Annotated in this window: 16 protein-coding genes; 6 read left to right on the forward strand and 10 right to left on the reverse strand. The window is 67.1% G+C overall.

The genetic code is table 11. The annotated features are described in order from the left end of the window. The first annotated feature begins 34 nt into the window (after positions 1 to 34). Both BW39_RS22030 and BW39_RS22035 read left to right on the forward strand, forming a co-directional pair. Positions 35 to 898, forward strand: coding sequence for a LysR family transcriptional regulator (locus tag BW39_RS22030; protein ID WP_043824285.1), 864 nt, complete (start codon positions 35 to 37; stop codon positions 896 to 898). Positions 899 to 994: 96 nt separating this feature from the next. Then, positions 995 to 2,152 (forward strand): agmatine deiminase family protein, encoded by a 1,158-nt coding sequence (locus BW39_RS22035; RefSeq protein ID WP_043824286.1) that lies wholly within the window; start codon positions 995 to 997, stop codon positions 2,150 to 2,152. Between the two features lie 412 nt (positions 2,153 to 2,564). Here the strand turns inward: BW39_RS22035 and BW39_RS22045 are convergent, their stop codons facing one another. Genes BW39_RS22045 through BW39_RS22060 form a run of 4 tightly spaced genes read right to left on the reverse strand, consistent with a single transcriptional unit; the run spans position 2,565 to position 10,046 of the window. Beyond that, complete coding sequence (locus tag BW39_RS22045; RefSeq protein ID WP_043824287.1) at positions 2,565 to 3,218, reverse strand: response regulator transcription factor; 654 nt, start codon at positions 3,216 to 3,218, stop codon at positions 2,565 to 2,567. 18 nt (positions 3,219 to 3,236) lie between these two features. Then, on the reverse strand, positions 3,237 to 6,497 hold the full coding sequence (locus tag BW39_RS22050) for a hybrid sensor histidine kinase/response regulator (RefSeq protein WP_043824288.1): 3,261 nt from the start codon (positions 6,495 to 6,497) through the stop codon (positions 3,237 to 3,239). A gap of 20 nt (positions 6,498 to 6,517) precedes the next feature. Further along, complete coding sequence (locus BW39_RS22055; protein ID WP_043824289.1) at positions 6,518 to 7,729, reverse strand: EAL domain-containing response regulator; 1,212 nt, start codon at positions 7,727 to 7,729, stop codon at positions 6,518 to 6,520. Between the two features lie 4 nt (positions 7,730 to 7,733). After that, complete coding sequence (locus tag BW39_RS22060) at positions 7,734 to 10,046, reverse strand: ATP-binding protein (protein ID WP_152547300.1); 2,313 nt, start codon at positions 10,044 to 10,046, stop codon at positions 7,734 to 7,736. Positions 10,047 to 10,399: 353 nt separating this feature from the next. On the opposite strand from BW39_RS22060, the gene BW39_RS22065 reads away from it, so the two are divergent. After that, the gene (locus BW39_RS22065; RefSeq protein ID WP_235264266.1) at positions 10,400 to 12,757 is read left to right on the forward strand and encodes an Ig-like domain-containing protein; all 2,358 of its coding nucleotides are present in this window, start codon (positions 10,400 to 10,402) and stop codon (positions 12,755 to 12,757) included. A 34-nt stretch (positions 12,758 to 12,791) separates the two neighbouring features. On the opposite strand, the gene BW39_RS22070 is transcribed toward BW39_RS22065, so the two are convergent. From BW39_RS22070 to BW39_RS22095, 6 genes are all read right to left on the reverse strand, one after another. Continuing rightward, positions 12,792 to 13,109, reverse strand: a complete 318-nt coding sequence (locus BW39_RS22070) for a DUF3325 domain-containing protein (protein ID WP_043824291.1) — start codon at positions 13,107 to 13,109, stop codon at positions 12,792 to 12,794. Further along, positions 13,102 to 14,775 (reverse strand): PepSY-associated TM helix domain-containing protein, encoded by a 1,674-nt coding sequence (locus BW39_RS22075; RefSeq protein WP_013802943.1) that lies wholly within the window; start codon positions 14,773 to 14,775, stop codon positions 13,102 to 13,104. The genes BW39_RS22070 and BW39_RS22075 overlap by 8 nt, the downstream gene beginning before the upstream one ends. Positions 14,776 to 14,792: 17 nt before the next feature. Then, a complete protein-coding gene (locus BW39_RS22080) occupies positions 14,793 to 15,071 on the reverse strand; it encodes a hypothetical protein (protein WP_013802944.1) in 279 nt (92 codons plus the stop codon). 114 nt (positions 15,072 to 15,185) lie between these two features. Further along, positions 15,186 to 16,904, reverse strand: coding sequence for an FMN-binding glutamate synthase family protein (locus tag BW39_RS22085; RefSeq protein ID WP_043824304.1), 1,719 nt, complete (start codon positions 16,902 to 16,904; stop codon positions 15,186 to 15,188). Between the two features lie 88 nt (positions 16,905 to 16,992). Next, positions 16,993 to 18,498 carry a sensor histidine kinase gene (locus BW39_RS22090; protein WP_043824292.1) on the reverse strand — a complete coding sequence of 502 codons (1,506 nt, stop codon included), beginning with the start codon at positions 18,496 to 18,498 and terminating at the stop codon, positions 16,993 to 16,995. 1 nt (position 18,499) lies between these two features. Next, complete coding sequence (locus BW39_RS22095) at positions 18,500 to 19,216, reverse strand: response regulator transcription factor (RefSeq protein WP_012204915.1); 717 nt, start codon at positions 19,214 to 19,216, stop codon at positions 18,500 to 18,502. 168 nt (positions 19,217 to 19,384) lie between these two features. On the opposite strand from BW39_RS22095, the gene msrB reads away from it, so the two are divergent. The 3 genes from msrB to msrA are packed head-to-tail and all read left to right on the forward strand — an operon-like array spanning position 19,385 to position 22,515. Continuing rightward, positions 19,385 to 19,885: a peptide-methionine (R)-S-oxide reductase MsrB gene (msrB, locus tag BW39_RS22100; protein WP_013802950.1), complete on the forward strand. Its 501-nt coding sequence runs from the start codon at positions 19,385 to 19,387 to the stop codon at positions 19,883 to 19,885. Positions 19,886 to 19,901: 16 nt separating this feature from the next. After that, positions 19,902 to 21,731 (forward strand): cytochrome c biogenesis protein DipZ, encoded by a 1,830-nt coding sequence (locus BW39_RS22105; protein WP_043824294.1) that lies wholly within the window; start codon positions 19,902 to 19,904, stop codon positions 21,729 to 21,731. Positions 21,732 to 21,765: 34 nt separating this feature from the next. Next, positions 21,766 to 22,515 (forward strand): peptide-methionine (S)-S-oxide reductase MsrA, encoded by a 750-nt coding sequence (gene msrA / locus BW39_RS22110; protein ID WP_043824296.1) that lies wholly within the window; start codon positions 21,766 to 21,768, stop codon positions 22,513 to 22,515. The last annotated feature ends 103 nt before the right edge of the window (positions 22,516 to 22,618 follow it).

The raw sequence follows: 22,618 nt of genomic DNA on the forward strand, positions 1-22,618 counted from the left end.
AATTCCGGTTCCACCGCTTTGTCTGCCGTGCCCCATGTCCAATGCCCGCCTCCCCTCCTTCCGGTTCCTGATCGGCTTCGAGGCCGCAGCCCGCCTGGGCAATTACTCGCGCGCGGCAGAGGAGCTGTGCATTTCCCAATCCGCCGTGAGCCACCAGATTGCGCAGCTGGAGCAGCAGTTGGGCCAGCCGCTGTTCCGCCGCAAGGGGCGCGGCGTGGAACTGACGGTGGCGGGCCGGTTGCTGCTGGACAGCGTGGGCAAGTCGCTGGACCAGATCCGCCACGGGCTCAGTCGCATAGAGACCTACATGGACGACAGCCTGGTCACCATCGTCTGCCCCGCCCCCGTGGCCAGCGGCTGGCTGCAGCCGCGCCTGGACGGCCTGCTGCAGCGCCACCCCCAGCTGTGCCCCATCGTCTCCACCGACGAGACAGCGCGCTACATCGACGAGCTGGATGTGGACATCGCCATTACCCGCGAGCCGCTGCGGCAGACCGATGTGCTGCAGGTGCCGCTGCTGGCCGACGAGCTGGTGGCCGTGCGCGCACCCGGGCCGCACACAGGCGCCGGCCTGCTGTGCCTGGAGGAAGACCTGACCAGCGACCGCACCGGCCCCTTCATCCGCCAGCACCTGGGCCGGCTGCGCAAGACCGCCATCTACGACGACGCACGCCTGCTGCTGGACGCGGCGCTGCGCGGGCGTGGCTGCGCCGTGGTGTCGCGCCTGCTGGCGGACGAGGCACTGGGCACGGGCCGGTTGCAGTTGGTGGAAGGCATTCCACCCTTTGCGCTGGGCCGCCTGTGGATGTCGCGCATCGAGGGCGAGCCGCGCATGGCGCTGGTGCGCGAGGTGTTTGACTACCTTGTGGAGCAGGCGGTGCCGCTTGCCAAAGCATGAGCTGGGTTGATTGATTACGGCAAAAGATATCAATTTTCAGAATGAATACGGGCTCGGACAATCGCAGCATTCCCCCAAGCACCTGCTGAAGACACCATGCCTTACGCCCTTTCCCGCCGCTGCCTGCTGAACTGCCTGGGCCTGTCGCCCGTGGCGGCCCTGGCCGGCACCGCCGCCGCCCGCTCCACGGCAGCCCGTGCCGAAGGCAGCCGCCAGGACCCGGACAGCCTGGCGACCTGGCACATGCCCGACGAGGGCGACCCGCACCAGTCCACTTGGATGTCCTTCGGCCCCAGCGAGAGGGTCTGGGGCCGCCGCCTGCTGGAGCCCGCGCGCGAGCACCTGGCCGGCATTGCGCGCGCCATTGCGGCCTTCGAGCCCGTGAACATGCTGGTGCGCGAGCGCGACTACGACCTGGCAGCGCGCCTGTGCGGCAACCGCGTCAAGCTGCATGTGCAGCCCGTGGATGACCTCTGGATGCGCGACACCGGGCCGGTCTTCGTGCGCAAGCTGGGCAGCGGCACTGGCAGCAGCAAGGGCGAACTGGCGGGCGTGGATTTCAACTTCAACGGCTGGGGCGACAAGCAGGCGCATGACAACGATGCCGAGGTGGCAGGCTTTGTCACCGAAGCCGCCAACGTGCGCTACCTGGAGACCGAGCTGGTGCTGGAGGGCGGCGGCATCGAGGTGGACGGCCAGGGCACGGCCCTCATCACCGAAAGCTGCGTGCTCAACCCCAACCGCAATCCGGGCCTGTCGAAAAGCGCCTGCGAGGCCGAACTCAAGCGCCTGCTGGGCCTGCGCAAGATCATCTGGCTGCCCGGCATTGCGGGCCGCGACATCACGGACGGTCATACCGACTTCTATGCGCGCTTTGCCTCGCCCGGCGTGGTGGTGGCGGGCCTGGACGACGACCCGGACTCCTACGACTACGCCGTCACGCGGCGCCACCTGGACATACTGCGCCAGGCCACAGACGCGCGCGGCCGCAAGCTCGACGTGCAGGTGCTCAAGGGTCCGTCATCGGTGCGCAGCAAGCTGGAGTCCAGGGAGTTCGCGGCCGGCTACATCAATTTCTATGTGTGCAACGGCGCCGTGATCGCCCCGCAGTTTGGCGATGCCCGCGCGGACGCCAACGCCCGCTCCCTGCTGCGCGAGCTGTTTCCCCGCCGCGAGGTGGTGCAGCTGGACATCGATGCGATTGCCGCCGGGGGTGGCGGCATCCACTGCACGACGCAGCAGCAGCCGCTTTGATGCGCGCCGTGCGGCAATAAGAATCGTCTTAACCTTGGCTGCGCAAGGCCGGGCAAGACTGGAGAGCGGTATATCGATCCGTTTTTTCCAGAAATGCAGCCAAAGAGAACGTCCCAGAAACTGTGCGACCCGTGCTACGAATTGCTGAGCAATACGAGCCTGTCAACGCCCCACCCCGGACTGAGGTTCCGCTTTTACTCACTGGAGCAGGACGCCAATTTCGTGAACTATGACTGCGTGCATTGCCAGGCACCCCTGGCGATGAAGACAAGCCGGCGCGGGGCACTTCTGGGGTTTCGCCTGATGCCGTCCGAACCGTACTATCCCCTGGGTGAGGGGGACATCGAGGACGGCGGCCCGGCGCAAGGCCAGGCGCTAAAAGGGTGACCGGCTTGTGCAGCCCGCAGGCCGGTCAGTCGAAGAGATGGTGCTCGGCGCAGAAGGCCGCCAGGTCCTGGTTGCTGTCCACGTTCAGCTTGCGCATGGCGGAGTTCTTCTGGAGGCTGACGGTCTTGACGCTGCGCCGCAGGCGTGCGGCGATTTCGGTGATGGACTCCCCATTGGCGAAATGCCTGAGGACTTCGAACTCGCGCGGCGAGAGGCTGTTGGCGCGCTCGGCCAGGAAAACGGACCGCTCCTGCCTGGGCGTGTCGGCCTGGAATGAGGGCGAATAGTAGCGGGCATTGAGGCGGACACACTGCAGCGCCGCCATGATCTGGGTGAGCGGATCTTCCTTGAGCAGCACACCGGCGACGCCGGCGTCATACAGGGCCGAGATGATCATGGGATTGGAGACGGTCGTCAGCACCAGCACCTTGATGTCCGGGAAGTGGCGTATCAGATAGTCCACGTAGCGCAGGCCGTCGCCATAGACATCGTCGCCCGGCATGGAGTAGTCGGTCAGAACCACGTCCAGGGGGTTCGATCTGGCGTATTGCATCAGGGCCGATGGCGTGCTGAACGTGGCCACGACCTGGAGATTGGGGTCCTGCTCCAGGAAGTCCTTGACGCCAAGCAGGACCACGGCGTGGTCGTCCACGACAGCAATGCGCAGTTTCAGTTTCATGGGATCGCAAGCAAAGGGTTAGGGCTGGGGCAATTGCGCCATCATGGCGCGAAGGTCGGCCAAGAGGTCGTCCAGCAGGACTGACAGCGCGGCCTGCAGGCCGGGCTCCCGGGTGCCGTTCGGGAGCTGGTCCTCCAGCGACTGGGTGCGCGCGGCAAGCTCCTGCATCCTGGCCAGCAGCAAGGCGCCGCGCATGCGATGCAGCGCCTGCGCGGCCAGGTCGGGCCGGCGCTCATCCAGGCCACGGGCCAGCATTGCGATGTCGTCGTTCATGCACTGCACGAAGACCTGCCGGTGCGTCTGCAGCACGTTGGGCTCCGACAGGGCCGCAGGCTGCGGGTTATCCCCCGCCGGGGTACCGGCCTGGGCAGGCGCCGGACGGAGCCGCTTTTTCGGCGCGAACTTCTCCAGGGTGCGGACCAGCGTGCGCAACGGGATGGGCTTGACCAGCCAGGCATTCATGCCGGCATTCAGGCAGCGGTTTTCCTCGTCCAGCATGGCATTGGCGGTCACGCCGACGATGGGGCAGGCAACGCCCTCCGCACGCAGCCGCTCCGCCAGTTCGTAGCCGTTGAGGTAGGGCATGTTCACGTCCGTCAGCACCAGATCGTGCGGGCTGATGTCCCACAGCGCCAGCGCCTCCTCCCCATCGTCGGCGACCGTGACTTCGCAGCCCAGGCTCTCGAGCTGGCCGCGCAGCGTCACCTGGTTGACGGGATTGTCCTCGGCGACCAGCACGCGCAGGTCGAACAGGGGCAGATCGGAGCCGGAGCCGGCCGAGCGCTGTGCGCCGCCGAGCACTTGCGCAATGCCCAAGCCGATGCTCAGGACGTTGTGCCCATCGATGCCCCGGTTGTCCGGCGAGGAAAGGTTCAGGTGCGGCCCGGTCCATCCGGGCGCGGGGCTGTCCGCCGGCAACAGGACGTCCAGCAGCAGTTCATCCTTGTCTGCGGCCACCGGAGCGGCGCCCGCCGCGCGGGCCTGGCCGGCCCAGCGCTGCAGCCAGGCACAGATGTTGTCCGTCAGTTCCGGGTGGGGAGTGCGCACCGCGATACGGGCACCCTTGAGCTCGGGCGCCTCCTCCTCCTCCTGCGCGACGGTCTCCAGCCCCAGCTCGAACCAGAACCGGCTGCCCAGGCCGGGCTCGCTCCAGACCTCGATGGAGCTGGACATCATCCGGGCCAGGCTCCAGCAGATGGACAGACCCAGGCCCGCTCCACGGGCGGTGCGGCTGCTGTTCTTGACCAGATAAAAGGGCGTGAAAAGCTCGCCATGCAGGGATTTTTCTATGCCCACGCCCGTGTCGCAGACCTCGAACACCAGCCGGACCTGGGAGGCCGTGCCCGGCACGCTGCGCAGGCGGACGATCACATGGCCGGCCTCCGTGAACTTGATGGCATTGCTGATGAGATTGCCCAGGATCTGGCGGATGCGCACCGCATCGCCCAGCACCGACTCGGGCACCTGCGCGTCCACGCAGGAAAACAGCAGCAGGCCGTTTTGCTGCGCCATGGCGGCATAGGAGCTGGTGCAGTTTTGCACCAGCTCCCGGGGATTGAACGGGGCCTTTTCCAGTTGCAACTGGCCCGCCTCGATCTTGCTGGTGTCCAGGATGTCGCTGATGATCTGCAGCAAGATGGACGAGGAGGCTTCGATACGGTCCACATACTTGCGCTGCAGCTGCGTGAGCTCGGTCAGGCCCAGCAGTTCCAGCGTGCCCAGCGCGCCATACAGCGGCGTGCGGATCTCGTGGCTCATGGTCGCCAGAAAGGTGGACTTGGCCTCGTTGGCCTCGTCCGCCGCGATTCTTGCCCGCTCCAGATTGCTCTCGATTTCTGCGCGCGCACTGACGTCGGCAAACACGCACAGCGTCACATCCTGGCCCAGGTAGCGGGTGGGCGCGTAGGCCACGTAAAGCGTTCGGCCCTGCGCGGTGACCAGCTGCTCCATGGTTCCTGCGGCCCTGGCGTGGACAATTTCGTCCAGCGCTGCCCTGTTTTCCGGTGAGCCGGGGCGCAGGTAGCCATCGGCCGAGTGCAGCCACTCCTGCACCAGCGAGTTGCTGAAGATGATCTTTCCACTGCCGTAGGCCACAAGGCAGACAGCCACGGGGGCGGTTTCGATCAGCGTCCTGTTGAATTGATTGCTCTCGACGATGACCCGCTGCGCTTCCTGGGCAGGCGCAATCACCTTGCGGTTGAACCAGCGGGTATAGGCGATACCGGCCAGCAGGCTCAGCAGCAGGGCCAGCACCAGGCCGGCAGAGGGCGCGAACAGCCGGCCCTGGAAAAAGGTGGCGTAGTCCACCTGGTAGTAGCCGGTCCACCGGCCGGAGGCATCCTCGGTCTTGAGGATCAGGCCATTGCGCGTGTACCGCATCCCCGCCTCGTCCACCTGCGGCACCGGGCCGGTACCCATGAGCACGCCGAAATCCCGGTGCTCCAGCCAGAAAAGATGCCTGGGCAGCGTATGGATGGATCTTTCTATGGCGCTGATGCGCTGGCGGCTGAAAAGGATGGCGGCGTAGATCGGGCTTGTGGCGGCTTCGTCGCCGGCATCGATATGGCTTGAAAAGCCGGCTGCGACCATGCCGATCATCTTTTCCGGGAACTGGGGCGACCGGAACCAGACGATCTCCTGCGCCGGCGCCGTGGAGCCGGCGCCAGGCCGGGCATCGGCGGCCCTGGCCCGCAGATGCGCCTTGACGGCGGCAATCGTGCTGTCGAACATTTCCTGCGTGACGCTCTCGTTGCCTATGGGCACGTCAATGGCCGGCACGCCGATGCTGATCGCCCCGTCCTCCTTGGTGAAGAAGGCAGCGGCTGCAGGGAAGTAGGAGCCTGCCCAGAAGGAGGAATAGCCCGCAGCCAGGGAGCTGCCCAGCGAGAAAATCCGGTCCGGGAGCGTGTCGCAGGCCGCGCGCGCAGAGCATTGCAGTGAAAAGGGAATGCCGCCTATGGCCTCGCGGCCACGGAACATGCGGTAGTCCGCCTGCGCAGGAGCGGGCACGTCGACGATGGTGGCTACTCTCTGGTCCGGCAGCGCTTTCCAGGACTCGTTGCGGCCCTTGAGCCGCCGAAGAAAGATCTCCTGCTCGTCTAGCGAGCCGACGATGGCGGAGAAGTTCAAGGCCAGGCGGCCCTGCTCCTGCTCGAAGATCCTCTCCGAGCCCCACAGCAGCACGGCGATGAGGAAGATCGCAAGGGGAAGCACTCCAAACAGTACCCGGTTCTGCCAGCGTGTGGTGCGTGTGATCTTGCTGAACGGGGAGTCGGGCATGGACGCCTTGCGTGCTTGGGTCAGGTGGGGTTGCCTTGGTGTCGGGGTTCGGATGCCAGCATAAGGGCAAATTCGCTGGCGGGCACCGCGGCGGACAGCAGATATCCCTGCACGCAATCGCAGCCGATGCTGCGCAGCAACTCCAGGTCCTGGGTGGTCTCCACCCCTTCCGCCGTCACCGTCAGGCCCAGTTGCCGCCCCAGCTGCACCGACGATGTCAGGGCGGCAGTGCGCACCTCGTCACCCGCGGCGCCGGCCACGAAGGCCCGGTCGATCTTCAATTCGGTGAAGGGCGTGGAGATGAGGCTGTACATCGAGCTGTAACCCCGCCCGTAGTCATCCTGGGCCAGGCCGAAGCCTTTGAGCCGCAGGCGGCTCGCGCACATGTAGTAGTTGGCGGGTATGCCGACGGCCTGGTCCTCCAGCAGCTCGAACGTGATGTTCTCCGCAGCGATGCCGCACCGGGCCGCCATGCCGTGCAACTCATCCGGCAGCCCGATATCGTCCAGCAACGGTATCGGCAGGTTGACGGACACGGGCACGACATGTCCGGCACTGCGCCAGGCCAGGTGCGCCGACATGGCGTCTTCCATCATCCGCACCAGCAAGGCATGGTCCAGGCCATGGAACCGGATGGCGGACATGAACGAGCCCGGCATCATGAAGCCGAACTGCCGATCGTTCCAGCGTGCCAGCGCTTCCACACCGACGGTGTGGCCCGTGAGCAGGGATTTCTTGGGCTGGAACCAGGCCTGTATGGTTTTCTCCTCCAGCGCCTGGATCAGGTGTGCCTTGGCGAAAATCGGCCGTTCCTTGATGCCTGGAGCGCTTTTCCTCTCGTAGGCACGCAAGGACCTGAGTTGGCTGGCCAGGACCTGGACATGGTCCGCTCCGAACGGCTTTTGAAACATCCCGACGACGGAAAAGCCGGACTCCTTGGCCATGAGACTGACACTGTTCATCAACCGGCGCGAGCAGGAGCTGGATATGACGAGCATGGGATGCAGGCCGCGCTGGCTCAGTTCATTGATGAACTGCAGGCCGTCCATGTCGGGCATTTTCAGGTCGGTGATGACGAGGTGGAATCCGCCATCGCGCAGCATTTGCAGGGCATCGCGTGCGTTGCAGGCAATGTGCGTGTCCACGATTCCCGCCTCCATGAGCAGGCTGCGCGTGTGCTCGCAGCACAGGGCGTGGTCGTCAAGAATGAGTACTTTGAATGTCGACAGCATGGGATCAGGTCCTGCATTGCTTGATGTGGTTCAGGGTGGTGCGCAGCACCGCCAAAGTGAATGGCTTGCACAGCAGGCTGTCGAAGCCGGCCGGCAGTCCGTCGCCCTGCCCTTGCGCCTGCGTCTGCGCCTGCGTCTGCGTCTGCGGCTGGGCATTGGCCGTCAGCCCGACGATCGGGCGGCCGTAGCCACGCTTTCTGAGCGCACGCGCCAGGGCCAGGCCGTCCAGCAGCGGCATGTGCAGGTCGGTGAGAACGGCGTCGAATTCGAGCAGGCCGGGCATGGACAGCGCGTCCTGTCCATTGCTGGCCTGCTGGACCTCGCAGCCCAGCACCTGCAGTTGCTCTCGCAGGATGATTCTGTTGATGGGGTTGTCCTCGACGATGAGCACACTCAGCCCCATCGGCTCGTGGACCTGGGGAACGGCGGCGTACAGGTCAGGGCGCGCGCCCGGCGCAATGCCCTGCTGGGCCATGCCCAGCGCCTGGCCCACGGCCAGCACGCCAGGCATGCTGGTTTCCCACACACGGGCCTGCAGGGTTTCGCGGGGGACCTCGCCCGGCGCCAGCGCCAGAACGCATTTGCCCGTCCATTGCGGACGGCGCACCGACCGTGGCCAGGCTTGCACCAGCACCGCCTGTTCATTGGGGCCCTGCACCTGCTCCCGGTAGGGCTGGGCCATGGCGCCCCAATGCCGCAGCCAGGCGCACAGGTTGTGCACGACTTCCGGAATGGCGCCATCCACGTAGACGGTGTGCGGCAACAGGCTGGGCACTGCCTCATAGCCTGCCGCGCTCTCGCGCGGCAGGCGCAGCTCGAATGACACGCAGGTCCCCAGTCCCGGCTGGCTGGCGGCCGTCAGCCGCCCGCCCATCTCCTGGCTGAGGCGCAGGCAGATGGACAGACCCAGGCCCGCGCCCTGGACCTGCTGCTGCGTGGCCGCATGGGCACGGAAGTACGGGTCGAACAGGAAGGGCTGCTGCTCCGGCTCGATGCCGATGCCGGTGTCCTGCACCTGGAACCGCAGGTCGGTGCCTTCCTCGCTGTCGCCCATGACCTGCAGGCGGATGGCCACATGGCCGGAGAACGTGAACTTGATGGCATTGCCCACCAGGTTGTCCAGGATCTGCCGCAGCCGCAAGGCATCGCCCACCAGCAGCGGCGGCGTTTTCACATCGGAGACGGCATACAGCTGCAGCCCTTTTTGCTCGGCACGCGACAGCAGGCCCGCGGCCACGCTGTCGAGCAGTTCGGTGGCCGAGAACGCATGGGCCTCCAGTTGCAGCCGGCCCGCCTCGATGGCCGACAGGTCCAGGCTGTCGTTGACGATGCGCAGCAAGGAGGCCGACGCCTGCTGCATGGCCCCCAGGTAGCGGGTCTGTTCGGAAGGAGCCCTGGACAGCGCCAGCAGCTCCAGCGTTCCCAGGATGCCAAAGAGCGGCGTCCGTATTTCGTGGCTCATGGTGGCCAGAAACTGCGTCTTGGCCTGGCTTGCCGATTCGGCGCGCAGCTTGGCATCGACCAGCGCTGCCTGCGCCTGCCTGAGCGCCGTCACATCGCTGACCAGGCAAAAAACCACCGGCTCGCCTGCGTGGCTGGTGTGCGTGGTGCGGACCTCCACCAACCGGCCGTCTCCCAGCACCAGCTCGCGCCGGCCCTGCTGCGCGCCCGCGGCAACGGCATGCTCGAACCACGAAGAATCACTGCACACCCACTGCCGCGCCAGTCCGTTGGACAGCAGCAGGCTGCGATCGCTGCACCGCACCAGCGCCAGACCCACCGGGGCCGTGTCCAGCAGCTTGCGGCAGAGCGCATCACTGGCGGCGCAGGCGCCTGCCCGGCTCCAGGCCGAAGCCGGCACCCTGCGGCGCAGCCGGCGCACGCACCATGCAATTACAGCCATGAAGGCAAGTCCCAGCGACACGGACCCCAGCAACAGCCAGACATGGGCCCTAACCAACTGCCGCGCGGGCTCCCAGCGGCCTGCAAGCCATCCGGCGTTGTTCGCGGATTTGCGCAGCAACAGGGATTCGGGAAGCGCCTGGCCTGCCTGCATCAGTGAATGGAGCGGCCCGGGCTGGCCCTGCGGTGCGCTGGCGCGCCACGGCCAGGCATAACCGGCTTGCGTGTGGATGGCTGCGTGCGTGGCCCCCACCGCAGCGTCCAGCAGCAGGAAACATCGGTCCATGAAAAACAACTGAATGTCTCGCACGGGCACATGACCCAGGCTGCGCGATGGCGTCGCCGGGGCGGCGTCGTCCCTGCCGCCGTGACCGGCGCAGGCCAGCATGGCCATGATCGCCAGTGCAAATGCCATCAAGTCACGCCGTGCCAGGGGCAGGCACAGCCTGTGTTGTATCGATCTGGAAGAAAACAAGAGAGCTTGAAACTGGCGCATTGCCGAATCTTAGAAATCAAAGGGCGAATTTGGACTAAGAATTTTCTTAATACTGAAACCTCTTGCACGCCGCCTCGCCAAAGAGGGATTTCAAACATCGATCCGCCATCGGAAAATCGTCAAATTTCTTTGAAGATGCCATTATTCCTGTCACTTTAAGAAAATTCTTAAACCAATATCCCAATGCCTTGGAGATTATTGCCGGATTGATTCATCGACAAAGGCTGCTCCGTTTCTGACCACCCCTGTGATATTGCACACAGACGTCGCGCATGCAGAATTCCAGCGCTATTTCACGTCCTGTATTGCGCAATATTCAGAATGCGTTTCGGCAGCCCATTTCAGGGGAAGTAAAAATGGCAATGAGGATATACAGGCAAAGATTCACGACCAGGCCGGCAAGCAGGCCGCTGCGCCTGCTCGCCCTGGCGTTGCTCTTGCAAGGCTGTGTCGCCACGGCCCAGGCATGGACCGTCGTGGTGGACAGCGCCGCCGACGCAAGCGGCCCGTGCGCCAGCACCGGCCTGGGACCCTGCTCCCTGCGCGACGCCATCACCTACGCCAACGCCAACCGCAACAAAGGGGGCGACAACCGCATCGAGTTCAGCATCGGTGCGGGGGGAGAGCAGACCATCGTCACCCAAAGCAACTGGAATGGCAGCCTCATGCAGCCCATTGCACCGGCCACATCGCTGACGGTGGACGCCAGCACGCAACCCGGCTATGAGGACCACTTGCCACGCCGCCCCCTGATCACGCTGCAGGCAGGCAGCTCCGAGTTCGGTATAGGGCTTGAGCTGGCAGGCGCCATCACGGTGCGCGGTCTGGCGATAGGCGGCTTCAACACGGCCCTGGCGGTGACAGGCGACGGCAACACCGTGCTGGGCTGCCATATAGGCGTTGACGCATCGGGAACGGTCGCCATGGGCAATCGCAGCAACATTATTGTCAACTCCGGCAACCGCAACCGCATCGGTAATCTGGATATTGGCGGACGAAATGTCATTTCCGCGGCGGAAAATTCCGGAGTATGGCTTTCCTGGCCGGGCGTCGGTACAGGAAACATCATTCAGGGAAATTACATAGGCACCGATATCACCGGCAATGTGGCCCTGGGAAACCAGGGAAACGGCATCAGCGTGGCATCCGAATTTACCGGCACGCTGATCGACAGCAACCTCGTCTCCGGCAACGTCAGGGAAACCGGTGGTTCATCCGGGATTTCCATTTCCGGCTCGCACACGCTGGTGACCCGCAACCGCGTCGGAACCAATGCAGCCGGCACGGCCATGATTGCCAACAATGGGCCAGGCATTGCCGTATTCTTTTCGCCGGAAGGCGGACATCGCATTGGCACAGGCCCTGAAGACGGCAACCTGGTTGCCGGAAACAAGGAAACGGCCATTGAATTGAATGGAAACTACGCCGCACGCAACTCGAATACCCTGATTGCCGGGAATATCGTGGGAACCAGTCTGGATGCCAGCACCATGCTGCCCAATCAATGGGGCATCGTCATCAAGGATTCGGACGAGGTGACCGTGCGCGGAAACATCGTCGGTGGCAGCAAGGCGTCCGGCATACAGTTCCAGGGCGCCGGCAAGAACAACCTCGTGCAGGGCAACTACGTGGGCGTCAGTCCCCAGGGAACCGCCCTGCCCAATGGGGAAGGCGTTTCCTTTTTCCAGAAGGCCCATGACACCCTGGTCGGCGGTGACGACGCGGCACATGCCAACGTGATTGCGCACAACAGGCTGTTCGGCGTGGGATTGCGGGGGGACGAAGTCAAGGGCGTCTCCATGCTCGGCAATGCCATCTACGGCAATACCGAGGGAGGCATCGCACGAACCAGCCTGGCCAACGGAGATCCTGCCGAGCCGGTGCTGCTCACGGTGACGCCCGACGGCCTGTCCGGCACGCTGGACAGCGTCGCCAACGAGAGCATGCGCATCGAGTATTTCTCGACGCCCAGGCTGCCCGACGGGCTGGTGGAGCGCGCCGCCGGCAAGGTTCTGCTGGGCTCGCAGACCGTGACCACCGATGCCTCCGGCCATGCGCCCTTGGCGTTCAAGGGCGCCATGCCCCCGGGCGACCAGGCCGCTGTCACGGCGACCGCCACCCGGATTTCCACCGGCGACACCTCGCGCTTTTCCAACGCGATGGCGGCCAACGCCGCCCCCGTGGCGCTGCCGCAAGCCGTCACGACGCCGCAGGATACGGCGCTGTCCATCACCCTCGCTGGCACGGACTTCGAGTCGGACCCGCTGCGCTTCGAGATCACCACCGGCCCCGCCCATGGCGGCATCAGCGGCTTCGATCCCCAGACGGGCACGCTGGTCTATACGCCGGCGGCCGGCTACTCGGGGTCCGATACCTTCGCCTTCACGGTATCCGACGGGCACCAGAGCGCTGCCGCACCGGCATCCGTGTCCATCGAGGTGATCGCTGCCGATCCTCCCGACCCGGGCCCGGGCACCGATCCCGACCCCGGTCCGGGCACGGACCCAGGGCCCGGTCCCGGCCCCGGAAATGTCCAGGCCGTTCCCGGCCTGGGCAAGGGCGGCATGCTGGCGCTGCTGTGCGGCATGGCCTATCTGGCCAGCCGCAGGATGAGGAAAAGGCAGGCCTGAGCCTGCAGCGGGCGCAGAGGCCCCCGCGCAAACGTCAGGCCGGCAGCCAGCGCAGCCAGCTCGGCCGCCAGGTCAGCGTGAAGGCAATGGCCAGGGCGGCAGCGGCCAGCGTCATGATCCAGACCAGGGAGGCCATGGAGGCATGGTCCACCGCCAGGCACAGTCCCAGCGAGGCGGCCAGGCCTGAGACGCCCAGCCAGCGCAGCAGCCTGACCTTGCCATCGGGCTGGGGCATGTCGCCGTGCACCTGCTCCCAGTGCACGTCCTTGGCCAGCGCAAACCAGCCCATGCCGGCCAGCGAGGCGGCAAAGGCGGCGGCCAGCAGCAGTGCGTCCATCAGTCCTTCAGACATGGGCCACCTCCGCGGCGCGCGAGGGCATGGCGGGCACGGCGCGCGTCTTGAGCTTGCGCGCCACCACCACGGCCAGCACGGCACTGGCCAGCATGAACAGGTCCACGCCGGCCACCGGCCAATAGCCCGCGCCCAGGGTCTTGAACAGATGGTCGCCCGTGGTCAGCCAGTTCAGCAGCACGGCCGTGACGGCCATGGCGGCCACGGCCCAGCACTGCTCGCGCCATGCTGGGTTGGGCAGGCCCCGGGCCACGGGGGCGCTGCGCACAAAGGCATGCGCCATGGCCAGCAGCCAGGCGGCCCAGAAGAAATAGCGCTCCATGTCGCCCCGGCCCGGCCAGCCCTGGGGCATGGCCTCGGGCAGCAGGCGGTTGGAAATCAGCATGCCCAGGGCGGCCACCAGCATGCCGGTGACGGTGGTGACGGCCAGGGCATCGACCACGCGTGCGCCCTGCACGCCCTGCTTGGCGTGCTGCTTCTTGCGCTTTTCCACGAAGAAGACAAAGCCGGTGGCAATGCAGGCGCAGCCGGCCAGGCCACCGAGCACGTACAGCCAGCGCAGCAGCCAGTGGCGGAAGTGCTGCAGGTGCAGGCCGGTGAGGAAGGTGTTGAGGCTGTCCACGGCCGTGCGCGGCGGGTCTTCGCGCAGCAGGGCGCCGGTGCTGGCCTTGAAGTGGATGCCCTCGCCCGTGAGCGCGATGCGGTCGGTGCCGGCCCGGTAGACGCTGACGTAGCCATTGGCATCGCCCACATGGGTGACGGACAGGAAGCCCACGTCGCCGGCCATGCCCTTGGCGGCCCAGCGGCGCTGCGCCTCGGCCACCATGGCGTCCACCGAGGCCACGGGCGCGGCCACGCCGGCGCGGTCGTGCGGCAGGCCGGTTTCCTCGGCCTCCATTTTTTCGTGCAGCTCGTGCAGCGGCTCCAGCTGGGTGTGGGTGATGGGGAAGTAGATGCCCGCAAAGATCACCAGCCCCGTGAAGGCGAAGAAGAAGTGGAAGGGCAGCGCCACCACGCCCGTCATGTTGTGCAGGTCCAGCACGCTGCGCTGGGTGGCCTTCTTCGGACGGAAGGTGAACAGCTCGCGGAAGATCTTGCGGTGCATGACCACGCCGCTGACCAGGGCCACCAGCATGATGAGCGCGGCAAAGCCCACGATCCAGTAGCCCAGGCCCATCCAGTTGAGCGTCAGGCTGTAGTGCAGCGGGTAGAAGAACTGGCTGCCGATCTTGAGGTGGTCATCCGGCAGGGACTCGCCATTGCGCGGGTCGATGGTGCGCATGGCCCAGATCAGGGTCTCGGGCTTCTTGGCGTTGGCCACCTCGTAGCCGGCGAACAGGCCCAGCACCGGGTCACGGTGGGTGGTGTAGGCGCCCCAGCGCTGGGGCGTGTCGAAGCGCTCGGGCAGCGGGCCGTTGACCTCGCCGCGCATGGCCTCGCGCGCCTGGGCGTTGGGCTGCATGGACTCGAAGACCGGCTTGAGGATCTGGTCGTACGAGGGCATGGGCGTGGGCTCGAAGCGCGAGGCCGGAATGGCCCAGCGGTCGATCTCGCGGTCGAACACCGACAGCGCGCCAAAGAAGAAGGCGGCCATGAGCACGAAGCCGAGCACCAGCCCGAACCAGGTGTGCAGCCAGGCCATGGAAAGGCGGAAATTCTGGAACATGGGAAGCGATCTCCGGATCAGGGCAGCAGCATCTGCTGGAGCAGTGATGCGCAGCCGGTCATGACAATGCCGCCACCGGCCAGCACGGCCCAGACGCGCGGGAGGCTCTGGGCGGCAAAGGCCCAGAGGAACACCGTCAGAAACACCAGGAAGCCGAGGATGTAGCCCAGATGCTCGGCATCGTGGAACTCCATTCCGGCGGCAAACATCAGCACCACGCCCAGGGCGATGAAGCCCCAGGTGAAGGCATAGCCGCCGAAGACGGCAGCTGCAATGCGAACCAAAATAGTTTTCATTTACACAGAAAAATACAGTTGTGCACCAAGTTCTCGGGGCGCATTATCCCCGAGGGTTGTTAAAACCTGTAATCGGCTGTGGTCTGTGGCGCCTGTCTTCTGTGCGTGGCGTCTCTAGGCAGCCTGGCCTGCCGCCTGCGCCTTGGCCTGCGGCGCAGAAGGCTTGAGCGTGGGCGGCGCGAACTGGAAGGTGTGGGCGCTGGCGCCCGGCCAGTAGAGCTTGAACACGCTGTGCTGCTTGTCCAGCGGCCCCAGCAGCGCGCCGGGCTCCACGCGCAGGACCAGGTTGGCCAGCTGCCGCACCTCGGTGTCGGAGATGCGCCGCACGATGTGGTGGGCCGTGATGTCGCAAGGGTGCTCCAGGCCCGCAGCCTGCACCAGTTCCTGCAGCGCATGCAGGGTCTTGTCGTGGAAGTTGGCCACGCGCGTGGCCTTGTCGGGCACGACCAGGGCCTTCTGGCGCGCCGCATCCTGCGTGGCCACGCCCGTGGGGCAGTGGCCGGTGTGGCAGTTCTGCGCCTGGATGCAGCCCAGGGCCATCATGAAGCCGCGCCCGGCATTGCACCAGTCGGCGCCCAGCGCCATCATGCGCGCGATGTCGAAGGCCGTGATCACCTTGCCGGCCGCGCCGATCTTGATGCGGTGGCGCAGGCCCACGCCGATCAGCGTGTTGTGCACCAGCAGCAGGCCTTCCTGCAGCGGCACGCCCACGTGGTCGGTGAACTCCACCGGCGCCGCGCCCGTGCCGCCCTCGGCGCCATCGACCACGATGAAGTCCGGCGTGATGTCCGTCTCCTGCATGGCCTTGACGATGGCGAACCACTCCCAGGGATGGCCCACGCAGAACTTGAAGCCCGTGGGCTTGCCGCCCGACTTCTCGCGCAGGCGGGCGATGAAATGCATCATCTCCACCGGTGTCTTGAAGGCGCTGTGGCTGGACGGGCTGATGCAGTCCACACCCACGGGCACGCCGCGCGCGGCGGCGATCTCAGGGGTGACCTTGGCGCCCAGCAGCATGCCGCCGTGGCCGGGCTTGGCGCCCTGGCTGAGCTTGATCTCGATGAGCTTGACCTGCGGGTCGGTGGCGTTGGCGATGAATTTATCTTCGTTGAAGCTGCCATCGTCGTTGCGGCAGCCGAAGTAGCCCGAGGCCACCTCCCAGATCAGGTCGCCGCCGTGCACGCGGTGGTGCTGGCTGATGGAGCCCTCGCCCGTGTCGTGCGCAAAGCCGCCCATCTTCGCGCCCTTGTTCAGCGCCAGGATGGCATTGGCCGACAGCGCGCCGAAGCTCATGGCCGAGATATTGAAGATGCTGGCGCTGTAGGGCTGGGTGCAGGGCGAGGCGCCTTCATCGGCGCAGCCGATGGTGATGCGGAAATCATGCGAGGCCAGCTTGGTGGGCTGCATGGAATGGTTCACCCATTCATAGCCCTGGGCCGTGACATTGAGCTGCGTGCCCAGCGGGCGGCTGTCCGGGTCGCCCTTGGCGCGCTGGTAGACCAGGGAGCGCTGGGCGCGCGAGAACGGCAGCGCCTCATGGTCGGACTCGATGAAGTACTGCCGCATCTCGGGCCGGATGAACTCCAGCAGGAACCGCAGGTGGCCGATGATGGGGTAGTTGCGCAGCACCGAATGGCGCACCTGGGTCATGTCGCGCACTCCCAGCAGCGCCAGCGCGGCGCACACGCCAAAGCCCAGCCACCACCACAGCCCTCCCCACACCAGCGCCGCCACCAGCAGCCCCGCGCTGCCGACCAGGCTCAGGCAGAACGTGGTGTAGCGCAGCGGCACCCATGCGGGCAGGCGATGAACCGGGGAGGCAGACGTTGACATGGCGTGGGTCCTTGGAGGCGTGTTGACGATCTTGTGCATGCCGCGCCGTCGAGGGCGCGCTGTGCACAAGGGTAACCCACGATCCGCGTCAGCCCTGGCGCGGCCGGGCGCCGGCGCCCGTTGCCTGCGCGGCCGCCGGCAGCACGAACCGGAAGCTCGCCCCCTGCCCCGGCTGGTCCACCAGTTCGATGCGGCAGCCGTGCAGCTCCAGCATGCGGTGGACGATGCGCAGGCCCAGGCCGCCGCCGCGGCGGGCGCCGCCCACGGTGAAGGGGCGCTCGAACAGGCCTTCGCGCAGATCGGCCGAGATGCCGGGGCCGGTGTCGGCCACGGTGACTTCGACCGCGTTGCCCGCTGCCGCCAGCGCCACCTGGATGCTGCCGCCGCCGGGCGTGTGGCGCAGCGCGTTGTCCAGCAGGTTGCCCAGCACGCGCTCGATCATGCCCAGGTCGGCCTGGACGACGGGCAGCCGGGGCGGGAAGTCGGCCCGCAGCGCCACCTGGCGCGCCTCGGCACGCAGCTCGAATTTCTGGAACACGTCCTGCACCAGGTCGGGCATGGAAAACGGCTCCGGCTCGGGCTGGACAAAGCCGTATTCCAGGCGCGCCAGCTCGAACAGGCTTTGCGCCAGCTCGCCCACCTTCTGGCTCTGGGCCAGGGCAATGCCCAGGTAGCGGCGGCGCTCGGTGGCGTCGAGCACGGCGTCCTTGAGCAGCAGCGTTTCCAGGTAGCCGTGCAGGGACGACAGCGGCGTGCGCAGGTCGTGCGAGACGTTGGCGATGAGTTCGCGCCGCTCCTGGTCCTGGCGCGTGAGCGCCCGCCACTGCTCGCCGATGCGCGCCACCATGCGGCGGTAGGCCGAGTCCAGCACGGCGATCTCGTCACGGCTGTCCTGTGCGGCGCCGGGCTGGGGGGGCGGCAGGTCCGGGGGCGCGCCATGGATGTCGAAGCCGGCCACCTCTTCGGTGAGCCGGCGCAGCGGCCGCGTGATCAGCGCAAAGGCCACCAGGCCCGCCACCAGGCACAGCAGCGCCACCATGCCGATGGACCACAGCGCCGTGCTGAGCACCGAGTTGGCCGAGCCCTGCGCCACCAGCTGGTCATGCGCCTCGCCCTGCAGCACCACGTAGATGAAGCCCACGTCCTTGCCGTTGACGCGCAGCGGCGCCGCGCTGAAGACCTTGCGGCCTTCGACGCTGCGCGGGTCGTCGCCCAGGATGGGCAGGGTGCCGCCTTCCAGCAACCGGTGCACGGGCGCCAGGTCCACGCGCTCGCGGCGCACGCGGCCATCGGGGGCGGCATGGCCGGCAATACGGCCATCGGCGTCCAGCAGGTAGACCTCCACGCTGGGGTTGACCAGCATGAGCTGGTTGAAGAAGCTGCGCACGGCGCCGGGCATGAGGCCGTTGGCGTCGGTCAGCTGGGCGTCGCGCGCGATGCTTTCGGCCACGTCGCGCGACAGGCCCTGCACCACTTCCAGCTCGTGCATGCGGCTGGCGCGCAACTGCATCCAGGCCGAGGTGCCGCTGCACACCAGCAGCAGCACGGCAAAGACCAGGGACAGGCGCTGGGTCAGTGTCAGGCGCAGCTTCATGTCAGGCGCCCTCCCCCGCCTCGGCGAACTTGTAGCCGCGCCCCCAGACGGTGAGGATGCGCGCGGGCTGGGCCGGGTCGGCCTCGATCTTGGCTCGCAGGCGGTTGATGTGGGTGTTGACGGTGTGCTCGTAGCCTTCGTGCTGGTAGCCCCAGACGGCGTTGAGCAGGTCCATGCGCGAGAACACCTTGCCGGGCTGGCGCGCAAAGAAGTACAGCAGGTCGAACTCGCGCGGGGTCAGGTCCAGCCGGGCACCATGCAGCCGGGCATCGCGCGCCACGGGGTCCATGGCCAGGCCGGCGATGGTCAGGCTGCCGGACTCCAGCCGGGCATTCTGGGCCAGCGCCTCCACGCGGCGCAGCAGCGCCTTGACGCGCGCCACCAGCTCCAGCACGGAAAACGGCTTGGCCAGGTAGTCGTCGGCGCCGATCTCCAGGCCCAGGATGCGCTGCACCTCGCTGGAGCGCGCGCTGATGATGATGATGGGCGTGTAGCGCGCCATGGCGCGGGCGCGGCGGCAGATCTCCAGGCCGTCCACGCCGGGCAGCATGATGTCCAGCACCAGCGCGTCCCAGCCGCCGCGCTCCAGTTGGCGCAGGCCGTCGTCGCCACGCGCGCAGTGCATGACTTCCAGGCCTTCGTCGCGCAGGTGCAGCGTGAGCAGGTCGGCGATATGGGCGTCGTCCTCGACGAGAAGTACGCGGCGCGTGGCGGTCATCGGATGCGGTTTCCTGGAAGTGGCGGGAGTGGCTGCCATTGTGCGCAATACCGGGGTCGGGAGTTATCACGAATCTTTGAACTCTGCGTGAAGACTTCGGGAGGCCGCCGCCCTAACCTGACTGGCATCGCATCGTTTTCAGACGCAAAGAACCTTCAGGAGCACACCATGACCACCAGACGCCATCTTCTGTGGACTGCAGGCGCCGGCACCACCGCCGTGCTGGCGGCCAGCCTGTTCCCGCGCCGCGCACCGGCCGCCGCCTCCAGCGAAATCTTCGAGGTGAGCTACAGCGACGCCGAGTGGCGTGCCCGGCTCACGCCCGAGCAGTACCAGATCCTGCGCAAGGAAGGCACGGAGCGCGCCGGCACCAGCCCCCTGAACAAGGAGCACCGCGCCGGCACCTTTGCCTGCGCGGGCTGCGCGCTGCCGCTGTTCTCGTCCAAGACCAAGTTCGACAGCGGCACGGGCTGGCCCAGCTTCTGGCAGCCGCTGGACAAGGCCGTGGCCACGCGCCAGGACCGCACCTACGGCATGCTGCGCACCGAGGTGCATTGCCGCCGCTGCGGCGGCCACCTGGGCCATGTCTTCGACGACGGCCCCAAGCCCACGGGCCTGCGCTACTGCATGAACGGCCTGTCGCTGACGTTCACGCCCCAGCCTGCCTGAACCCGGGAGCCACGCCATGCTGCTGATCGTCCTGGCCTATCTGGGCGGGGTGCTGACCATCGTCAGCCCCTGCATCCTGCCGGTGCTGCCCTTCGTCTTTGCACGCGCCGACCAGCCCTTCGCCAAAAGCGGCCTGCCGCTGCTGGCGGGCATGGCGCTGACCTTCGCCCTGGTAGCCTCACTGGCCGCCGTGGGCGGCGGCTGGGTGGTGGCCGCCAATGAATACGGCCGCTGGCTGGCCCTGGGCCTGGTCGCCGTGTTTGCGCTGACCCTGCTGTGGCCCGGCCTGTCCGAACGGCTGACGCGGCCGCTGGTGGCGGCGGGCTCGCGCCTGTCCGAGCGTGCCCAGGGCACGGACGGCGGCGCCCGCCCCGGCGCCTCGCTGCTGCTGGGCGTGGCCACGGGCCTGCTGTGGGCGCCCTGCGCGGGCCCCATCCTGGGCCTGATCCTCACGGGCGCCGCACTGCAGGGCGCCAACACCACCTCCAGCCTGCTGCTGCTGGCCTATGCGGCCGGTGCGGCCACCTCCATGGCGGCGGCCCTGCTGCTGGGCGGCAAGGTGTTTGCGGCGCTCAAGCGCATGCTGGGCGCGGGCGAATGGGTACGGCGCGGGCTGGGCGCAGCCATGCTGGCCGGTGTGGGCGCGATTGCGCTGGGGCTGGACACGGGCGTGCTGGCGCAAGTGTCCACGGCCTCCACCGGCGGCCTGGAGCAAAGGCTGGTGGACCGCCTGAGCGGCAGGCCCGAGGGTGGCGCCATGGCCATGCAGGCCGGTCCCGCCATGATGGCCGCCGTGGACAGGGGTGAGGGTGCTGGCCCGGCCATGATGGCCGCAGGCGGCGCCATGCGCATGGCCGGCGACCCGTCCCGCGCCGCCCTGCCCGACGAAGGGCTGGCCCCTGCGCTGGACGGCGCCACCGACTGGCTCAACTCCACCCCGCTGACGGCCGAACAACTGCGCGGCAAGGTGGTGCTGGTAGATTTCTGGACCTATTCCTGCATCAACTGCCTGCGCACCCTGCCCTATGTGAAGGCCTGGGCCGAGAAATACCGCGACCAGGGCCTGGTGGTGGTGGGCGTGCATGCACCGGAGTTCGCCTTCGAGCGCAAGCTGTCCAACGTGGAAAAGGCCATCAAGGACCTGGGCATCAGCTACCCCGTGGCCGTGGACAACGGCTACAAGATCTGGCGCGCCTTCAACAACCAGTACTGGCCGGCGCACTACTTCATCGACGCCCAGGGCCGCATCCGGCACCACCACTTTGGCGAGGGCGGCTATGCCGAGTCCGAGCGCGTGATCCAGCAACTGCTGCATGAAGCCGGATCGAAGCAGGTGGACCAGGGCCTGATCGACGTGCAGGCCAAGGGCGTGCAGCAGGCAGCCGACATGGCAGCCGTGCGCTCGCACGAAACCTACCTGGGCTATGAGCGCGCCGAGCAATTTGCCGCCACGCCTGCCGCCGTGCACAACCAGGCCACCGCCTATGCCACGCCCGAGCGCCTGCCGCTGAACGCCTGGGGCCTGAGCGGCCAATGGACGGTGGGCCCGGAAAGCGCCACGCTGGACGGCGCCACCGGTCGCATCACCTACCGCTTCCAGGCACGTGACCTGCACCTGGTGCTGGGCCCGGGCAGCGATGGCAAGCCCGTGCGCTTCAAGGTGCTGATCGACGGCAAGGCGCCCGGCGCCTCGCGCGGCATGGACGTGGCCGCCGACGGCAGCGGCAGCGTGACCGAGCAGCGCCTGTACCAGCTGGTGCGCCAGGACGGCGGCGCAGCCGAGCGCACCTTCAGCATCGAATTCCTGGACCCCGGCATCTCCGCCTATGCCTTCACCTTTGGCTGATCCCTGGCCACTTCACTTTCACCGGAGAGACACCATGACCAACGATTCCACCCTCGCCACCGCACCCCGCCGCCGCGGCCTTCTCCAACTGCTGACCGGCAGCGCCGTGCTGCTGGGCGGCGCCCTGCTGTGGCAGGGCAGCACCCTGCGGGCGGCCGAGCAGGCCGTGCGCATCCCCCCCCCCGCGCAGGATGCGCCCGCCACGGGCCAGGGGCCGCAGAAAGCCATCTTTGCGGGCGGCTGCTTCTGGGGCGTGCAAGGCGTGTTCCAGCATGTCAAGGGCGTGCAGCGCGCCGTCTCGGGCTACAGCGGCGGCACGGCGGCCCAGGCCTCGTATTCGGCGGTGAGCAGCGGACGCACCGGGCATGCGGAGTCGGTCGAGGTCACCTATGACCCGGCCCAGGTCAGCTATGGCCAGCTGCTGCAGATCTACTTTTCCGTGGCCCATGACCCGACCCAGCTCAACCGCCAGGGGCCGGACACGGGCACGCAGTACCGCTCGGCCATCTTCGCCACCGACGCCGCGCAGCTCAAGACCGCCCAGGCCTATGTGGCCCAGCTGGACGCGGCCAAGGTCTTCGGCAAGCCCATCGTGACCCGGCTGGAGGACAAGCCCAGCTTCTTCCCGGCCGAGAACTACCACCAGGACTTCATGACCGAGAACCCGCGCCATCCCTACATCGTCATCAACGACCTGCCCAAGGTGGAGCAGCTCAAGCAGCTGTTCCCGGGCAGCTACCGCGCCGAGCCGGTGCTGGTCAAGCAGGCCGCCCGGCAGATGTAGCGTCTGCGCAGCGCGGGTGCGGGTGCGGTGCGGGTGCGGTGCCTGCAGGCGTCGGCGGCGGCTACCGTATGAGACATTTGCGGCATGCCACCCAGTTCGCTTG

The sequence above is a fragment of the Delftia sp. RIT313 genome (genome assembly GCF_000632165.1).
Lineage (GTDB): Bacteria > Pseudomonadota > Gammaproteobacteria > Burkholderiales > Burkholderiaceae_C > Comamonas > Comamonas acidovorans.